20 protein-coding genes are annotated in these 16,816 nt (G+C 36.3%); 8 read left to right on the top strand and 12 right to left on the bottom strand.

The window, feature by feature from the left end; translation table 11 throughout:
• Positions 1–72 precede the first annotated feature (72 nt).
• On the top strand, positions 73–366 hold the full coding sequence (locus tag LK994_RS04085; RefSeq protein ID WP_229761612.1) for a hypothetical protein: 294 nt from the start codon (positions 73–75) through the stop codon (positions 364–366).
• 132 nt (positions 367–498) lie between these two features.
• A complete protein-coding gene (locus tag LK994_RS04080) occupies positions 499–1,680 on the top strand; it encodes a class I SAM-dependent rRNA methyltransferase (protein WP_229761611.1) in 1,182 nt (393 codons plus the stop codon).
• A gap of 138 nt (positions 1,681–1,818) precedes the next feature.
• On the opposite strand, the gene LK994_RS04075 is transcribed toward LK994_RS04080, so the two are convergent.
• The 7 genes from LK994_RS04075 to LK994_RS04045 all read right to left on the bottom strand — a co-directional run bounded on the left by LK994_RS04075 (position 1,819) and on the right by LK994_RS04045 (position 7,740).
• On the bottom strand, positions 1,819–2,121 hold the full coding sequence (locus LK994_RS04075) for a DUF1330 domain-containing protein (protein ID WP_229761610.1): 303 nt from the start codon (positions 2,119–2,121) through the stop codon (positions 1,819–1,821).
• Between the two features lie 7 nt (positions 2,122–2,128).
• On the bottom strand, positions 2,129–3,337 hold the full coding sequence (locus LK994_RS04070) for a DegT/DnrJ/EryC1/StrS family aminotransferase (protein WP_229761609.1): 1,209 nt from the start codon (positions 3,335–3,337) through the stop codon (positions 2,129–2,131).
• Positions 3,338–3,453: 116 nt separating this feature from the next.
• On the bottom strand, positions 3,454–4,218 hold the full coding sequence (locus LK994_RS04065) for a hypothetical protein (protein ID WP_229761608.1): 765 nt from the start codon (positions 4,216–4,218) through the stop codon (positions 3,454–3,456).
• 52 nt (positions 4,219–4,270) lie between these two features.
• Positions 4,271–4,726 carry a MarR family winged helix-turn-helix transcriptional regulator gene (locus LK994_RS04060; RefSeq protein ID WP_229761607.1) on the bottom strand — a complete coding sequence of 152 codons (456 nt, stop codon included), beginning with the start codon at positions 4,724–4,726 and terminating at the stop codon, positions 4,271–4,273.
• A 24-nt stretch (positions 4,727–4,750) separates the two neighbouring features.
• Entirely contained in the window at positions 4,751–5,776 is a 1,026-nt protein-coding gene (locus LK994_RS04055) for an AI-2E family transporter (RefSeq protein ID WP_229761606.1), read from the bottom strand.
• Between the two features lie 9 nt (positions 5,777–5,785).
• The gene (locus LK994_RS04050) at positions 5,786–6,817 is read right to left on the bottom strand and encodes a radical SAM/SPASM domain-containing protein (RefSeq protein ID WP_229761605.1); all 1,032 of its coding nucleotides are present in this window, start codon (positions 6,815–6,817) and stop codon (positions 5,786–5,788) included.
• A 50-nt stretch (positions 6,818–6,867) separates the two neighbouring features.
• Positions 6,868–7,740 (bottom strand): lytic transglycosylase domain-containing protein, encoded by an 873-nt coding sequence (locus LK994_RS04045; protein WP_229761604.1) that lies wholly within the window; start codon positions 7,738–7,740, stop codon positions 6,868–6,870.
• A gap of 190 nt (positions 7,741–7,930) precedes the next feature.
• Here LK994_RS04045 and LK994_RS04040 point away from each other — a divergent pair, with 190 nt between their 5' ends.
• The 3 genes from LK994_RS04040 to LK994_RS04030 all read left to right on the top strand — a co-directional run bounded on the left by LK994_RS04040 (position 7,931) and on the right by LK994_RS04030 (position 9,439).
• Positions 7,931–8,707, top strand: a complete 777-nt coding sequence (locus tag LK994_RS04040) for a glycoside hydrolase family 25 protein (RefSeq protein ID WP_229761603.1) — start codon at positions 7,931–7,933, stop codon at positions 8,705–8,707.
• Between the two features lie 9 nt (positions 8,708–8,716).
• Positions 8,717–8,956, top strand: coding sequence for a hypothetical protein (locus LK994_RS04035; protein WP_229761602.1), 240 nt, complete (start codon positions 8,717–8,719; stop codon positions 8,954–8,956).
• A gap of 93 nt (positions 8,957–9,049) precedes the next feature.
• Positions 9,050–9,439 (top strand): hypothetical protein, encoded by a 390-nt coding sequence (locus tag LK994_RS04030; protein WP_229761601.1) that lies wholly within the window; start codon positions 9,050–9,052, stop codon positions 9,437–9,439.
• Here the strand turns inward: LK994_RS04030 and LK994_RS04025 are convergent.
• Both LK994_RS04025 and LK994_RS04020 read right to left on the bottom strand, forming a co-directional pair.
• A complete protein-coding gene (locus tag LK994_RS04025; protein WP_229761600.1) occupies positions 9,436–9,864 on the bottom strand; it encodes a YybH family protein in 429 nt (142 codons plus the stop codon). The genes LK994_RS04030 and LK994_RS04025 overlap by 4 nt on opposite strands.
• Before the next feature lie 57 nt (positions 9,865–9,921).
• A complete protein-coding gene (locus LK994_RS04020; protein WP_229761599.1) occupies positions 9,922–10,311 on the bottom strand; it encodes a MerC domain-containing protein in 390 nt (129 codons plus the stop codon).
• A gap of 97 nt (positions 10,312–10,408) precedes the next feature.
• Between LK994_RS04020 and LK994_RS04015 the strand changes: the two genes are divergently transcribed.
• The 3 genes from LK994_RS04015 to LK994_RS04005 all read left to right on the top strand — a co-directional run bounded on the left by LK994_RS04015 (position 10,409) and on the right by LK994_RS04005 (position 12,147).
• Positions 10,409–11,062: an SCO family protein gene (locus LK994_RS04015; RefSeq protein ID WP_229761598.1), complete on the top strand. Its 654-nt coding sequence runs from the start codon at positions 10,409–10,411 to the stop codon at positions 11,060–11,062.
• 78 nt (positions 11,063–11,140) lie between these two features.
• Entirely contained in the window at positions 11,141–11,548 is a 408-nt protein-coding gene (locus tag LK994_RS04010; protein ID WP_229761597.1) for a Fur family transcriptional regulator, read from the top strand.
• A gap of 5 nt (positions 11,549–11,553) precedes the next feature.
• Positions 11,554–12,147 carry a hypothetical protein gene (locus LK994_RS04005; protein ID WP_229761596.1) on the top strand — a complete coding sequence of 198 codons (594 nt, stop codon included), beginning with the start codon at positions 11,554–11,556 and terminating at the stop codon, positions 12,145–12,147.
• Here the strand turns inward: LK994_RS04005 and LK994_RS04000 are convergent, their stop codons facing one another.
• The 3 genes from LK994_RS04000 to LK994_RS03990 form a co-directional block, all read right to left on the bottom strand.
• Positions 12,148–14,373, bottom strand: coding sequence for a B12-binding domain-containing radical SAM protein (locus LK994_RS04000; protein ID WP_229761595.1), 2,226 nt, complete (start codon positions 14,371–14,373; stop codon positions 12,148–12,150). It lies immediately after the preceding gene.
• Between the two features lie 35 nt (positions 14,374–14,408).
• Positions 14,409–16,127 (bottom strand): M3 family oligoendopeptidase, encoded by a 1,719-nt coding sequence (locus LK994_RS03995; protein WP_229761594.1) that lies wholly within the window; start codon positions 16,125–16,127, stop codon positions 14,409–14,411.
• A 104-nt stretch (positions 16,128–16,231) separates the two neighbouring features.
• Positions 16,232–16,747, bottom strand: a complete 516-nt coding sequence (locus LK994_RS03990) for a DUF5606 family protein (protein ID WP_229761593.1) — start codon at positions 16,745–16,747, stop codon at positions 16,232–16,234.
• Between the last annotated feature and the right edge of the window lie 69 nt (positions 16,748–16,816).

Here is a 16,816-nt window from a genome sequence, read left to right as displayed (position 1 = left end):
CGATAACAACGTAAATTTACATACAATGAATCTAGTAAAGTGAATAAAAAAGCTAAAATTTTATTTTTTTGCATGGTTTTTGTGGCAAGCGGTAGCTTTGCTCAAAATATGACATGGGATTCTGCTGGTGTGGCAGAAAAAAAATATTTACAAACCCCAACAGCAACGGGGGTTTCACATTTCTCACTTCAAAAAAATAATACATTGTCAGTTCCTGTATTGGCAGGTAATTTTTATGCCAATCAATTAGGGTTTTTCTGTAAGCAGGAGATAAAATTGGAAAAAATCACAAAAATTCCTTTCAAATTCAGGTTAGGTTCGGTAGAGAGTTGCGACAGGCTGGAGGGTAAATTCAAATACCATTAATTTTCACAAAGAGGATGTGCTAATTGATTGATCTGTTCAAATTCGAATACTTTCTCAGTGTATCTCCATGGTGCTTAGTGAAATATTTCTTCATATTCGTGGCAACTTATCTGCAACAACTACCTTTGCGCCATGAAGAGCATTATATTGAATAAGAATATTAGTCGCAGGGTAGAAAACGGGCATCCGTGGATATTCAGCAATGAAGTAAATACCGGCAAAGAAAAAGATACCGCCGCCAAGCCCGGAGAGATAGTGAATGTATTCACATTCGATAAGATCTTCATCGGCAAAGGATACTACAATCCTCAATCGCAGATATCTGTAAGGTTACTCACAAGAGATAAGAACGTAAATATCGACGATCAATTTTTCTATAATAAAATAAAAGAAGCCTGGGAGTACCGTCAAAAACTGGGCTATATCGAAAACTGCCGGCTTATTTTCGGTGAAGCGGATGATATTCCTCAATTGATCATCGACAAATTCAACGATTACTTTGTGATACAAACCCTGGCATTGGGAATCGATGTATGGAAGCCATCTATTGTAAAAGCATTGAACGAACTATTTGCTCCCAGAGGAATTTACGAACGCAATGATGTGCCGATCCGTGAGCTGGAAGGATTGGAGCAACACAAAGGATTTTTATCAGAACCATTTGATACCAATATCATCATCAATGAAAATGGCATCAAATTCAATGTAGATATTGCCAACGGGCAAAAGACCGGCTACTTTTTAGATCAGCAGGATAACCGTAGAGCCATTCAAAATATTGTAAAAGGTTCGGATGTATTGGGGGCATTTTGTTACACCGGGTCTTTCGAAATTAGTGCCGGATTTTATGGTGCTAAATCTGTGTTGGGATTAGACATCTCACAAAGTGCCATTGATATGTGTAATAAAAATGCAGCATTGAATGGATTGGAAGAGGTCTGCAAATTTGAATGTGTGAATGCATTTGATGTATTAAAAAACTGGACCAAAGAAGAAAAGCGTTGGGATGTGGTGATGCTGGATCCCCCATCTTTTACCAAAAGTCGCAGCACCATTGATAAAGCCAAAGCAGGCTACAAAGAAATTAATTTACGTGGAATGAAACTAGTTAAACCCGGAGGTTTTTTAGTTACATCCAGTTGTACCAACCTGGTGCAGCCCGAAATGTTTTTAGATATCATTGCCGCTGCTGCCAAAGATGCCAAGCGAAAAATACGTCAAGTTGTTTTCAATGCCCAATCTGCCGATCACCCAATTATACGAGGACAGGAGAATACGCATTATTTGAAATTTTTGATTGTGCAGGTGCTGTAATTTTTTGGGGACAAGCATTTTAGCTTTGGTCATCATCGTTTCCGCCGCGGCGGATCACTTGTACAGCATACCATTGTTGAGTTTTCATCGAAGCGGAGGTTGTTGGTCAGCGACCAACAACGGCGGAGTAAACACTGTCTAAATCTTCTCTCCCTTGATCATCAACACTGATCGTATCGACTCCTCTTTCAAATGAAGAAATTTCTTTCTTTCCTCATCCTGTTTAAAATTGTCAAAATCTTTTTCTGTAGCAAAGCTTACCACGTGAATTTCATAAGGAGATTCAATCGAGGCTTCAATCATTGCGGTTGCATCCGGACGCACCCGCAATAAAAGTTGCCCATTGTATTTTTCGATCAATGGAATAGCTACTTCTTCAAACTTATGAAAGACAGTTTCTTTTCCTTCTATAACGTAAATGAGTTGCGTTATGTAGATCATGCGGAAATTATTTTTGCTCACTCAATACCTTGCGGATAGCAGCAGCCATTTGTTCTCCTTTAGTTGTTACTTGTTCTTCGGTCCATGATAAACTGATAGCGGTAGATATACAACGACTCATAATGGCATCGCTTGGTGCAAAATCTTTATTAGCATGATGTATCACAGCAGCTTTATGCTCGGGGCTTAATGCATTAAGTGTAATGCTGTTTTTAAGATGATCCCATTTGCGGATATAATGCCAATTGTTATCAAACCAATAAAAATTACCGGCTAGTATGCTTTGTGCTTTTAATTCAGCAACAACAGCTTGTGTTAATGCAGCTGTTGGTAAGAACCAGCTTAAAAAGGTTTTGCTGTCACCTGCTTCATCTGGTATTCTTCTAAAACTAACTTCAGGAATAGCAGATAAAATATTTTTTAAAATAGTGTGATTTTTTTGTTGAATAGATAAGAAGGTATCCAGTTTTCTTATTTGCGCCAATCCCACAGCTGCATTCAATTCGCTGATACGGAAATTGTATCCTACAAATGGATGCAGGTCTGCACCACGGTCAACACCTAAATGGTCATGCCCATGGTCGGTATAACCATCACATTTCGTGTGTACATCAGCGTTATTGGTCATTACTACACCGCCTTCGGCACAGGTAATTGTTTTTACAAAATCAAAACTGAATGTACCGGCATCTCCGATAGTGCCCAGTTTTTTTCCTTTATAAGAACCGCCAATACTTTGGCAGGCATCTTCCAGTAATAATAAATTATGTTCTTTACATATTGCTTGTAATGCATCTAAGTCTGCCATACTGCCGCACATGTGTACAGGCATGATACATTTTGTTTTTGGCGTGATAGCCTTACGAACCGCCGCCGGGTCTAGCGTAAGCGTATCGTCCACATCAACCAACACAGGAATGGCACCCACACTGATCACGGCTTCAAAACTTGCGACAAAAGTAAAAGAAGGCAGAATAATTTCATCACCATAGCCAATACCCAACGCACTCATAGCTGTTGTTAAAGCTGCCGTACCGCTGCTTAATAAATGAGCATGTTTACTACCGAAGGTTTTGCAAACAGCTTCTTCCATTTCTTTAGCTTTCCAGATTCCTTTGCGTGGGCCATCAAAGCCATACCGCATTAAGATACCTGTTTCTAATACATCATTTACTTCTTTACGTTCTTCGTTACCAAAAAATTCAAAACCTGGCATATGAGATAATTAAAAATGAATAATTAAGAAAGGCAAAGGTAGATAAAATGCGCTTCTATGGAAGTAAAAAACCTCCGCTTTACAGGGAGGGTTTACTTTTTTATTATCAAGGTTACTTATAAATAGCCTCTCTTAATTAACCAAAGGGCTGTTGCTTTTATATTTTCGTATCCTTTATCATAAATACTGCCGGAAAGCTCCTGTAAAGTAACCAGGTTATTGTTTTTGAAAGTAAGCAAGGTGTTATTTCTTGTATTTGCGCTTTCTACATCTAGTTTAGCAGCCCTAGTGCCATTCATTAAATAAAAAGTTACTACAGATTTTGCTATCCCATCGTTGGTGGCTTCGTCGGCGATGATATAAGTGCCAATAACCTGACCGTCTTGTTCAATATTATCTTCATATACAGAAACAGCTTCTGTAAGATTTCTTTCAACAACATTGTAAGTTCCGTTGGCAGAAGTAACCACCACGTCACCATTTTGCTCAGGGTCCTCCGTTTTTTCAAGAAAAAATTCTCTGTTATAGTTATTGATCATACCATCTTCCAATAAATTGGCATCATACATTTTTTTTATAAAATCCTTTTGTCCTGTAAGGGCGGTAGGTGATTTTTTCATTTTCATTCTTCTGCCATCAGAAAGGAATGTTACTGTGATAAAATTATTGCCCGCTTTTTTAACATAGATCAATTCTTCTCCGGCTAATGAAGCGATCGTGAAATCCTGTTCATTACTTAAGGCAGCACTGATACCGGTTTTGCCGATGATCTTACAATAAGGAGAGTCATTTATAAATACATCCTGTTTTTTTATTCTTATATTTTGAGCCGTGATAGTTAGAGATAATAAAATGGAGATAACTGTAGTACAGAGTTTCATTGTTGTTTTTATAGAGTTTTTGTATCAGGGTTAAAATTATTTATTACAAAGATCAATTGTCTGATTTCCTCATTTTATCCAATAACTTACTTAATTGTTTGGCTTCCGCTTCGCTGAGAGAATTAACGATCTCATCCATTTTTTCTTCCTGCTTATCCAGCCTGGCTAATATCTTTCTTCCGTTCTCAGTAATGGTTACATCTACCAGGCGTTTATCTGTTTTACAAACTACCTTCTTTGCAAAACCTTTAATAACAAGCCTGTCAACAATACGGCTGGTGTCACTCATTTTATCGAGCATGCGTTCTCTTATCTGAAGAGTAGATAAGGGGTCTCTGCTACCTCTTAATATTCTCAGGATATTAAATTGTTGCATGGTAAGGTCCTCTTTTTCAAAAATAGGCTTGTGTTGGTTGGCCAGCCAATTGTAGGTAAAGAGAATATTAATGATCACCTTTTGGTATTCGTTTCTGAATTTGGACTGTTTAATATCTGTTTCGATACTCATATGGAAGGAGATTAGGCTTACTATTTATGGCGTGTCATTTTTCAACAACACAAACTCGTTAATATAGATTTTTATCAGGATAATAAAATAACTGATCAGCAAAGGGCCAAATATCACTCCCCAGAAGCCAAACAAACCAATACCAACCAGCACCCCAAAAATAGTTATTAAAGGATGTACGTTGATGAGTTTTTTTAAGATTGTTATTCTGGCAACATAATCAATATTAGTAATTAGTACGATGGCATAGACCAGGAGCCCTATACCCGATGAAATATTATTGACTGCAAAAAAATATACGGTGAGTGGCACCCATATAATACCAGTACCAACTATAGGGATCATGGAACATACTCCGGTTAAAAATCCCCAGAGTACTACATCTTTAACGCCGAAAATGCTATACCCAATGCCGGCTACAATACCTTGTATGATCGCAAGCACTGGAATCCCGATGGCATTGGCCTTTACCATATTCTTTGTCTCAATGCCCAATAGGTCAACATTTTGTTCTTTTAACGGAATGAATTTTTCTAAATATCTTTCTACTTCTTTGCCGTTCATTAATAGAAAGTATAATATAAAAAACATGATAGCAAAATTGCTCAGAATATTTGCCGAGCTATTGAGTATCTGCGGTAAAATAGTAGTTATTTTTTTTTGCAATGCTAACAGATTAGCATCTGTTAGTAATGGAATGCCGATCAGTGCTTCCAGTTTTTTGCCAACCAATTTTGCGTTCATGATAATTTCCGCAGGATTATTGATCAACATAGATATTTTATGCGTAAGTAATACTATTGAAAAATAGATAGGAACAGCAATTAAAATAAGCGATGCAAAAATGAATAGTAGCGCCGTAATTGTTTTTCCCCATCCTTTTTTTATGGTAAGATGAAAATATCTTTCTCTTAATAAAATATATAAAGTAATGGCCCCTAAAAATCCGGGTAAAAAAATGTAAAGTTGTTGTAATAGCAGCCCTGCCAATAAAATAATTATCAGTAATAATGTTATTTGCCTGAGGCGGTTATTAAAGATTGATGGCATAAAGCAAAATTAATCTTTCCATACAGAAACACCTTCACTGCAATTAGCACAGATATCAATGTTTTTGCGACTTTTCATTAACTCTGACCTGAATTGTTTATAATTATCATTGTGCCAGATCTCTTTAAAAGACTGGTTTTTTAAATTGCCCAACTGGTGCATGGCATCTTTATCAAAACAACAAGGTACTACCAGTCCATCCCAGGTGATCACATTGGCATGTTGCATTTTCCAACAGCGGTTGGTCAATTTATTTTTTGCTGTATAAGTGCCGTCAGCATTTTTATTGTAACGGCTGAATTTATCAATGGTAGGAATAAGGTTGTTTGGATCAGTTTCGTAGTCATATACCTGTGCAGTTTTGAAGCGCACTTCATCCACACCAACTTCTTTGGCCAATCTTTTTATATCTTCTATCTGATGTTCGTTGGGTTTTACCACCAGGAACTGGAAGAAGACAAATGGAGTTTTGCTGTTCAGTTCCTTTTTCCATTTTACAATATTTTTAGCCCCGGCAATTACCTTGCTTACATTACCGCCTACACGATATTGTTGATATACATCCTGTGTGGTTCCATCTATTGAAATGATCAATCTGTCCAATCCACTTTCAACGGTTTTTTTAGCAACCTCATCCGTTAAATAATGTGCATTGGTAGAAGTGGCGGTATAAATACCTTTTGCAGAAGCATATTTCACCATTTCCAGGAAATCAGGATTTAAAAAAGGTTCTCCTTGAAAATAAAAGATCAGGTATAATAATTCTTTGTAAATATCATCAATAGTGCTTCTGAAAAAATCCTGCTGCAGCATGCCCGTAGGGCGGGTAAATGCTCTTAATCCGCTTGGGCATTCTGGGCAACGTAAATTGCAGCTCGTGGTTGGTTCAAATGAAATTGAAACCGGATATCCCCATTGTACCGGTTTATTAAGAATGCGGCTTGCATAAAAACTGCCAAGCACTTTTATACCATTCCAAACTCTTCTTACGGTAAGTTTACTTAATAAATTAGTTGTATCTGTCCAGTTCACTTGCGGCATACCGCAAAGTTAATTGTTAATGGCTTTGAAGTTGTAAAACAGCACTTTTCTTATTTCTGACTCATTTCAGACATGATATTTTGCTCAAAATTGTCGATCAGTATTTTTTCGGGAGCAAATGTCAACGCATTTTTTGAAAATTTCTCGTAGTTATGGAAAAGCACATTCAACGTGATAAAGTTCATTACGTATGCCTTGGTTTCTTCGGGAAGAAATTGTTTGATATCCCAAAAAGTAGGATTGGTTTTACCACTTTGTCTGATGGCTTTCCAAACATTGCCTACGCCGCAATTATAACTTGCAGCAACCAATAACCAGTTATTACCTAGATTTTTTACTCTGTCTCTTAAATAACGGGCCGCAGCTGCTGTAGAAGTGTTGAAGTTTTTTCTTTCATCTTTTAATTTGGCTCTTGCTTTTAATACACTGTCTGCAGCTTTCGGATTTTCCTTCATCATTTTCTTTCTTTCTTCCTTGCTCACTTGTGTAACATATTTTAAACCGTATTCATTTGCAACACAATCCATGATCTGCCAGTAACCAACTGCCCCTGCACATGATAATGCATCAGGGTTATAAGCAGATTCAAGCGCTAACAGCACCTTAAATTCTTGTGGTACATTGTATTTTTTTAAAATTGCCGCAGCCTTAGGTAATAGTTTTTTACCCTTATTATACATTCTTATAATATACTCACGACGATTTTTGCTGAAGGTTTGAATATAACTCAGACTTTCTTCTTCATTCCCTTTTAGGATTTCCGGAAACGAAACATTAGCAGGTTTTGTAATGTATACAGGTTCTATTTTTGTGGTCAGGTCTGCCAGCAATTGCTTTTTGGTAGTATCGCCAAGGTTATTGGCCTGCGCTTTTTGGACGCACAGGACTGCTGTAAAAACAAATAGTTTAACAAGTAATTTCATAGCATTGGATGTTAGGTTTCTCTTATTCAAATTGACCAGTAAACTCATTTAAGTACAATCGTTTAAAAATCAACGTTTTAAATTAACGTTGCTTTATGACAAAATATTGCCCTTTTGTGCAAATAATATGCCAAAACAAGCCATATTTATATAAAAATTGAGAAATTCGGTAATAATTTAAAGGGTAGGAATGAGTACAGAAAATAGGTCTATCGATAATAAAAATAGGATTTTAATAAGATGGCCGATCATCATTTTATTGGCATTGATGATACTGGCGTGGATGGCTTTTTATCTTTTCGGAGAAAAAAGAATTGTTAGATATACCTCATTTGGGATCGATCTGCCCGTAAACTATTCAATGCACGGGATTGATATCAGCCATTATCAATCTGATATTGATTGGGAGGAAGTTAAACAAATGCAGATCGATAATATCAAAATTGGTTTTTGCTTTATAAAAGCAACTGAAGGGATAGAAAGAACAGACGATCGTTTTGAGACCAACTGGGGAAAAGCAAAAGCAAACAACATACCAAGAGGAGCATATCATTTTTTTGATTCTGAAAATGATGGCGTTGAACAAGCAAGAAACTTTATAGAAAATGTGCAACTTGCAAAAGGTGATCTGCCTCCGGTTTTGGATGTAGAGCAATTGAATGGAGTGAGCATAGCCGACCTGCAGCGAAGAGTGAGTGATTGGTTGAAAATGGTCGAAATTCATTATAAAGTAAAACCGATCATTTATACCGGAGCAGATTTTTATAAGCGATGTCTGGCAGACAAGTTTAGTGACTATCCATTGTGGGTGGCACATTATTTAGTAAAAGATAAACCAAGAATTGAAAGAAGTTGGTTATTTTGGCAACACAATGATGCAGGACATGTTAACGGAATAGATGCTTATGTAGATTTTAATGTATTCAATGGAGATTCTGCCGCATTTAAACAATTGCTTTTAAAATAAATTACAGCAATGTCGGAAATGGAACCAGATGTAAGAGCATTTTTATTAAGAATAGTGCAAACTATTTCTATGGCGATGTTGTGGTTGCTGGTGAACATGACGATTGGTATTTATTTTGACCTGGCTTTTTTTGAAGGATCGCCAACTATCTGGAATTACATTTTTTATGTTTGGTTTTTAGTAACCTTTGCTTTACTACTCATGTATTTCAGAAATAAATGGAAGCAAACCTTGAACAAAAAGCAGTGATATTTTTTCAACAATAATAGAGAGATAAATACCCATCGGTACGGATTTCTATTTATATATAATAAACTTATCTTGCAAGTACAAACAAACCTTATGTCCCCTAAGCTATTTTGTAAACTTTCTGTTATCTCCGGTACGTTAATTATCTGGATAATTAAATGGGGGTTGAGGCCATATTTTAATTTTCCGCAACCTTTAAAATATATATTAGGAGTTGCACCTAATTTGCTCGGTGCATTTTTATTGCCCTTGGGATGTTTTTGGCTGTTGTCAAAATATTTTAACCTGCTGAATAACTACGTGCTGAAAATGTTTTGTTTTACTTCTTTTGCTTTGCTTGTTATTAATGAATATCTGCAATTGATCCCTATTTTTGGGAGAACATTTGATCTAGGAGATATAGCCGCATCAGCACTGGGTTTAACTGTATCGTATTTTTTCTGCAGTAAATATTTATTTACCAAAATGGCTACTTATCCTTAGCTGCTATGATCGGCAACAATTACCCATTTATTTTTTACTTTTTTAAACAGTAAGGTAAAAGCTCCGCCGATATTACCAATACTCCTGGTCAGGTGCCATTTACCTACCACAAAAAAATACATAACAGATAATCGTTTTACTTCCAAGATATCAAAATTTAACTTACCCATTGCTGCCGTATCAGGATAACTTTTTTTATAATTCTCCAATGTTTTTTCCCAGCCATAAGTAACACCACTATTGCCAATAAACATAAGAGAATCATTTTGCCAATACCCACCCATAAAGGAGTCGATATCTCCGTTGTTCCATGCTGCAGTTTGTTGTGTTAAAACATTTCTGACAATCATTTCATCTTTTGATTGTGCTGATAAAAGACTTGTTGAAAATATAAATACGAATAATGGCAATAATATTTTTCTCATTGTATACTATTTTACAACAAGATAATATTTTTTAAGCCCCTTTGGAATTTTTTGTTATTAGTGCTTATGATGCGGAGAGGCGCATTTACTCCTATGACAAAGCGTATAATTGTAATAATGTGCACTGATGATAAAGATGACAGCAACAATCAAAAACCATATCTCATGTTGATGAAAGATTTGTTTTAGTAATAAAAAAACAAATCCCACTGCAAAGATCAATACAGGAGATAATGAATGATGGTGTTTAATATAACCGTGAAATAAGGAGTATGATCCAACTACAAAAGCCAAAGCGATCATTCCCCATTCAAATATCTGATTATGAATAATGTTGATGCCAAATATGGGTAAGCTGGTGGCAATTATGGGCAAAATGGCACAATGTATGGCACAGGCCACAGAAGTAGCAATACCCATCGCATCCCAATTAATTTTTATAGCCATTTTTAGAAATGCAAAGTTAGTATATTTGCAATAATGTTGCAAGTTTTATAATTGCTCCTACTATACGCTTTGAGTGTAGCTTTGCAAAAAAATTACGATGAAGAAAAAGTGGTTGATATATATAGGTTTCTTTGTAGTGTTACTTACCGGGTATTTCATTTATGTATTTAAGGATAATGATTTTTCACAGTCTAATTTGCCAGTGATCAATAATAATATACCTGCTTTCTCATTTATTAATCAGGATGGGAAAAAAGTGACTGAAAGAGATTTTGAAGGGAAAGTATATGTAGCTGAATACTTTTTTACAACCTGTAAAGGCATTTGCCCACGAATGAATGCCAATATGCGTAAAGTATTTGATGTATATAAGAATGAGAAAGAGTTTGCAGTTTTGTCGCATACCTGTATGCCCGAAACAGATTCTATCCCATTACTTAAAGCATATGAGGCAAAAATGCTGAACGGTATTTCATCTCACATAGCTACCTGGGATTTTGTAACTGGAGATAAAACAGCATTGTATAATATGGCCCGCCATGGTTATTTGATAGATAATAATAAGCCGGATTCCGTACAAAATATTTCCGACCAGTTTATACATACACAGTTTTTTGCATTGGTAGATAAACAAACCAGGGTAAGAGGTATATATGATGGGTTGGAGGAAAAGGAGATTGAAAAATTACTAAAGGATATCAAAGGGCTGTTAAATGAAAAATATCTTACCAGAAGTTTAAAAGGGTTCTAAATAAATGATACTGATAGCAACGGTAAACAAAATAAGTGTCCAGTAGTTTTTGTAATTTTATATAAGCAAATGCAAGTAATGGTACTCGAAATATTAAAAAAAAATCAGCTGAGCGTTACGGACGGCCGTAAAAAAATACTGGAACTGTTTTTAAACAGCGAAGGAGCATTGGAGCATGCTGATATTGAAAAGAAGACCGGTGAAAATTTCGATAGGGTAACGGTATACCGTACACTACAAACTTTTGTTGAAAAAGGGATCATCCATCATATACCTACAACTGACAATTCTATCTTGTACGCTTTGTGTAAAGACAATTGCGAAGCAGGCCATCATCATGATAACCATGTACACTTTGTATGTGAGGTTTGCAATAAAACCATTTGTTTAGAGGATGTAACAGTGCCAGAAGTAAAATTACCTAAAGGGTTTACTCCTGAGCAAGCCGAGATGGTTGTAAAAGGTGTTTGTGCTGATTGCAAATAAATGAAATGCAGGAAACAGAAGCCCATCCCTGGAAATGGTTTGCTCCTCCAAACAGCAACGTGTTGGTTGTAGGAACTTTCCCTACAGCCAGGCGTAACTGGAAATACGAATTCTTTTATCCCAATACAGCTAATTTATTCTGGAGGATAATGGCCGCCATTCTTAAAACCGAATTGCAATTTTTTTCCGGGAAGGAGGCCGTAGAGGAGCGTAAGAATATCTTGACAAGATTATGTGCAGCCATTACAGATATGGGACATATAATTGTTCGGAACGATAACAGCTCATTAGATGAAAAATTAATTGCTGTTGAATTCATGGATATTTTCCGGATACTGGAGGAAAATCCATCCATCAATAAAATATTATTTACCAGCAGCAGTGGTATCGTTAGTGCGGCAGGATGGTTCAATAAATTTTTAGAAACAAAAAATATTTCTCATAAATTTCCTAAAGATAAAAGACCGGTAAAGAGCAGTATTGATTATAAAGGAAGATCGATCAAACTTGTTATTTTGTATTCGCCTTCGCCAAGAGCCAGTAACAGAATATCTTTTGATGAATTGGTAGAATTATACAGGAAAGAAATTTTGGAATGATCAGAGCTGCAACAAACCTGCTTTATATAAAGTACTTACAGGTTTATTATCCCAGAATAATTCGAAATCATTTAATCCTGCAGCTTCATAATTTTCCTTTACCTCTTGCAAAGTATATGTTTTACTATTGTCAACAGATAATTTTTCCAGCATAGCTGCCAGCCATATTCCTTCCTCTTTATCTACTTTAATTTCAAGCGTTTCTTTTTTTGTTTCAAAAGATAAAGAACATATTTCCCATTGATTTCCTTTTTTAGATTTAGTAAAGATGTCCATTACAGGTTTATTTCCTAACCAAATAACTTTTGTGTTTGCTTTCGTTGATATATATTCTTCTTCTGATAACAATTTAGCAATATGATCAGGAGCAATCGTTGTTTTAGGTGTTTTAAAATCGAACCACTCACGAAGCGGTGTATCAAAGCAAGCCCCATGCATATAATTGAGCAAAGATTTTTTTAAACCAAAACTAAAACTTTCATGATCTGCGCCGGTTGGATCAATATGCACAATATCGTTGTTGGCAAAACTGCCTATTTCATTCGTAACTTTTTGTACTTTATATTTTTCAGGATTCAATCCAACGGGACTATGTGCTGTCATGGTAAACAAATGCCAGAAAGCAGATTGTAATACACCTGCCTCAAATAATTGTCTCACCATTTCTAACGAATCGATAGTTTCCTGCGCTGTTTGTGTAGGGAAGCCATACATTAGATACGCATGTACCATAATGCCTGCTTCGGTAAAATGTTTATTTACCCTGGCAACCTGTGCAACGGTAATACCTTTATCTATCAATTTTAATAATCTGTCAGAGGCTACTTCCAGTCCACCGGAAACAGCAATACAACCTGCGGCTTTTAATAATAAACAAAGATCTCTGGTAAAACTTTTTTCAAAACGAACATTGGCCCACCAGCTTACCACTAATTTTCTCTTGATGATCTCAATTGATAAAGCCCTCATCAAAGCCGGAGGTGCTGCTTCATCTACAAAGTGAAAACCATTTTGTCCTGTCTGGGCAATGATCTCTTCCATTCGGTTGCAGAGTAATTCTGCTGTGATGGGTTCGTATAGTTTGATGTAATCTAAACTAATATCACAGAAAGTGCATTTGCCCCAGTAGCAACCATGCGCCATTGTTAGTTTGTTCCATCTTCCGTCGCTCCATAAGCTGTGCATAGGGTTAACTACCTCTATGGCGGAAATATATTGGTCCAACAAAAAGTCACTGTAATCAGGTGTTCCTACCTGGCCTTGTTTATAATCTGTGCAAGCAGTATTATTAATATATTTTACTTCTCCATCAACTAAAGTGAATGTTCGTTTTAGTTCATCGATATTTTTTTTCCCTTCTATATGATAGAATAAATTTTCTATCGGGGCTTCTCCATCATCCAGCGTAATAAAATCATAAAACTCAAAAACCCTTTTATCTGTTAAAGAACGGAATTCGGTATTAGCAAAACCACCACCCATACAGACTTTCACACCAGGATAGTTTTTTTTTATCCATTGTCCACATCTTAAAGAAGTATATAAATTTCCGGGAAATGGAACAGAGATACAAACCAATTTCGGTTGTACTGTTTCCATTTTAGTTTGTAAAATATCGATGAGTATGTTATCGAGATAAGTGTATTCTTTTTGTAGCTCTGCATACAACTCGTCAAAACTGTTGGCGCTACGCCCTAATTTTTCTGCATATCTGCTGAACCCAAAATGTTCATCAATACACTCCTTGATGAGGTCAGATAGGTCTTCTAAATAAAGTGTGGCTAAATGCTTTGCTTTATCCTGATTACCCATACTGCCAAATGCCCATACCAGATCATCTGTTTGTGCAAAGCGACTTGCTTCGGGTAAAAAATTTCTTTTGCTGATCAGGGATGATAGTTCGGGGTTTTTCCCTTGAAGAAAATATATTACTGCATCAATGGTATTGATATAGTCTTCTTTTAAAGTAATAATGCGTTTTGCATTAGTAGATAATTCTTTGTTGGAATCTTCGCCGTTGTTGGTCGCCTGACCAACAACTATCGAAGCAAAGAGTTTTTGTAATCCACTTTTGCAAAATAAAGCGATGGTGACTTCTATGCCGAGATCTGCCTGAAATGCTGAAATACCTTTTGTATTTAAAAAGCCTTTTAAATAGGCTGTAGCAGGGTACGGCGTATTTAATTGTGTAAAAGGCGGCGTTAATAAAAATACAGAAGCACTCAAATGGAAATGTTTAGAGAACAAAAATACGCTAATTACTAACTCACCTTTACCAATTCTCCTTCTACAAACTCCATCAGTACTTTAATTTTTTCCGGGCTGAAATCAAATTCGAGTCCGGCGGTTTTATATAATTCAGGTAAAGTTTTGGTGCCGCCTAAAGAAAGTGCATTGCAATAGTTATCCATTGCCTGTTCTTTATTTTGTTTGAATTGCATCCACATACCGATAGCACCTAATTGAGCAATGCCGTATTCTATATAATAGAAAGGCACTTCAAATAAATGTAGTTGACGTTGCCATGCATTGCTGCGGTATTCATCCAAACCGCTGTAGTCTATCACATCATCTTTAAATTCATTGATGATGGATATCCAGGTAGCAGTTCTCTCTTCAGGAGTATGAGAGGGGTTTTCGTATACCCAATGTTGAAACTTGTCGATCACAGCAATCCACGGGAAGATGGTGATCACTCTTTCTAACTGATGTTCCTTTGCTCTTTTCAGATCTTCGGCATTATTAAAGAATGTTTCCCAGTGTTCCATACTGAATAACTCCATCGACATGCTGGCTACTTCAGCAATTTCCATCGGGTACTCTTTAAAGCCATTCAATTCTAAATGGTGTGCCAAGAATGAATGTATTGCATGGCCACCTTCATGTACCATGGTGGTTACATCATGCATTTGTCCGGCAGCATTCATGAAAATGAACGGAGCGCCACTTTCTGCCAAAGGACAGTTGTATCCTCCGGGAGCCTTGCCTTTTCTGCTTTCCAGGTCAAGGTGTTTTAGTTCCTGCATCTTTTTCAAACATTCGCCAAAGAACGGACGAAGCTTGGAAAAACATTCGATTGATTTATTGATCAGCTCATCGCTTGTTGTAAAAGGATGCAAAGGTTCTGTGCCTTCAGGTTGTGCTTCAATATCCCATGGACGTAGAGTTTCTAATCCTAATTTTTCTTTTCTTTTTTTATAGATAAGATTTACTAATGGAAGCACATATTTTTTTACTGCTTCATGAAAATTAGTACAGTCTTGTTTGGTGTAATCAAATCTTCCTAATTCTTTAAAACGATATTCACCATAATTTGCAAAGCCTGCATTGATGGCTATCTGGTTGCGTTTTTGAATAAGGTTGTTATACAGCTCATTCAACGCTTCTTTATCCAATAACCTTCTTTCATTTATCTTCCTGTAAACCTCTTCTCTCAAAGCTCTGTCGTGGCTTTCCAAAAATTTGGTTGCCTGTTGCAGCGTGTATTCATTTCCGTTAACAGTAACGGTCATCTTACCAGAGATAACACCAAACTGCTGCTGCATTACGGCAAGTTCTGCCTGTAAAGGGATGTTTTCTTCCTTAAATAATTCAATATTCTTTTTTATGCTACGTAGATAAGTAAAATACTTTTCCTTGTTCAGCTCTTTAGAGTAAGTATGGTTGATCAGCTTTTTGTTTAGTGCATCCGCAAATGGCTCTATCTTTGGCTGAATCTCCATGCAGAAATACGTGAACGCTTCTTCCAGGGCTTTGTTCTCTGTGTCGCAGGTCATCTTGATCTGGCGCCAGCAGGCATCTTCATTGATAACGGCTTCCAATTCGCTTTGATCTTTTAACCATTGTTCAAGGTTGGCCATAGTATCAATATTACGGGCAAGCAGATCTTTGAAGAATGGTTCTAAATGTTGCCAATCAGTTACCGTAAAATTTTTAGGGACAAAATGACGAGGAGTTTTCTTTATATCTGCGGTGTACATAAGAATATTTTTTGGAATAGAACACAGATAACACTGATTGAACTTATCATCACTAATTACTTATCTGTATAAATCAGTTTAATAAGTTCAATCGGTGTTCTATATTATGCCATTTTACGTGGCGAATTGATCTTTTTTGGCGGTGCAGCTTTAGTCGTTGCAGCTTTGGTGCTGGCAGCAGGTTTTGCTTTTGCAGTAGTTACAACTTCAGGCGCTGCAACTTCTTCTTCAGAATGTTCAGATAATTTTATTTCAATATTATGAGCAACTAATTGCTGATACCATTTTACGATCTTTTTCATATCGCTGTTGTATACTCTTGCAAAATCCATATCGGGGTATACTTTTTCGAAATAAGCTTTTACTGCTTTTGCATCTCCTGCATCAGGTAATTTTTCTTTACTATTTTGGATAGCGGTAAATACTTCAACAAGATTTACATTGTCTTTTGTAGTAAAAATTTCGATGCTTTCCAAATGAGAAAAGCTATGAACACGTGTGCTCACAAACTTTGTAGTTTTATCTTCCAAAGAACGAACGATACCGCCATCGGCTTTCGATGATAATAATTCAAACAAACCGCTTAAGCCGGTTACTGATACTAATTTATTGTATTCCATATGTATTTTTTTCTGCCGCAAATATACTCTTATGGAATCATTTGGGGCTTGATAAATGAAAAAATAAAT

It is taken from the genome of Ferruginibacter lapsinanis (assembly GCF_020783315.1).
GTDB lineage: Bacteria > Bacteroidota > Bacteroidia > Chitinophagales > Chitinophagaceae > Ferruginibacter > Ferruginibacter lapsinanis.
Note: the sequence above shows the minus strand (reverse complement) of the source record. Positions and strands in the feature narration are given on the sequence as shown.

Coding starts and splice junctions, on each gene's coding strand:
- LK994_RS04085 (WP_229761612.1), top strand. CDS start 73: ATGGTTTTTGTGGCAAGCGGTAGCTTTGCTCAAAATATGACATGGGAT.
- LK994_RS04080 (WP_229761611.1), top strand. CDS start 499: ATGAAGAGCATTATATTGAATAAGAATATTAGTCGCAGGGTAGAAAAC.
- LK994_RS04075 (WP_229761610.1), bottom strand. CDS start 2,121: ATGATCTACATAACGCAACTCATTTACGTTATAGAAGGAAAAGAAACT.
- LK994_RS04070 (WP_229761609.1), bottom strand. CDS start 3,337: ATGCCAGGTTTTGAATTTTTTGGTAACGAAGAACGTAAAGAAGTAAAT.
- LK994_RS04065 (WP_229761608.1), bottom strand. CDS start 4,218: ATGAAACTCTGTACTACAGTTATCTCCATTTTATTATCTCTAACTATC.
- LK994_RS04060 (WP_229761607.1), bottom strand. CDS start 4,726: ATGAGTATCGAAACAGATATTAAACAGTCCAAATTCAGAAACGAATAC.
- LK994_RS04055 (WP_229761606.1), bottom strand. CDS start 5,776: ATGCCATCAATCTTTAATAACCGCCTCAGGCAAATAACATTATTACTG.
- LK994_RS04050 (WP_229761605.1), bottom strand. CDS start 6,817: ATGCCGCAAGTGAACTGGACAGATACAACTAATTTATTAAGTAAACTT.
- LK994_RS04045 (WP_229761604.1), bottom strand. CDS start 7,740: ATGAAATTACTTGTTAAACTATTTGTTTTTACAGCAGTCCTGTGCGTC.
- LK994_RS04040 (WP_229761603.1), top strand. CDS start 7,931: ATGAGTACAGAAAATAGGTCTATCGATAATAAAAATAGGATTTTAATA.
- LK994_RS04035 (WP_229761602.1), top strand. CDS start 8,717: ATGTCGGAAATGGAACCAGATGTAAGAGCATTTTTATTAAGAATAGTG.
- LK994_RS04030 (WP_229761601.1), top strand. CDS start 9,050: ATGTCCCCTAAGCTATTTTGTAAACTTTCTGTTATCTCCGGTACGTTA.
- LK994_RS04025 (WP_229761600.1), bottom strand. CDS start 9,864: ATGAGAAAAATATTATTGCCATTATTCGTATTTATATTTTCAACAAGT.
- LK994_RS04020 (WP_229761599.1), bottom strand. CDS start 10,311: ATGGCTATAAAAATTAATTGGGATGCGATGGGTATTGCTACTTCTGTG.
- LK994_RS04015 (WP_229761598.1), top strand. CDS start 10,409: ATGAAGAAAAAGTGGTTGATATATATAGGTTTCTTTGTAGTGTTACTT.
- LK994_RS04010 (WP_229761597.1), top strand. CDS start 11,141: ATGGTACTCGAAATATTAAAAAAAAATCAGCTGAGCGTTACGGACGGC.
- LK994_RS04005 (WP_229761596.1), top strand. CDS start 11,554: ATGCAGGAAACAGAAGCCCATCCCTGGAAATGGTTTGCTCCTCCAAAC.
- LK994_RS03995 (WP_229761594.1), bottom strand. CDS start 16,127: ATGTACACCGCAGATATAAAGAAAACTCCTCGTCATTTTGTCCCTAAA.
- LK994_RS03990 (WP_229761593.1), bottom strand. CDS start 16,747: ATGGAATACAATAAATTAGTATCAGTAACCGGCTTAAGCGGTTTGTTT.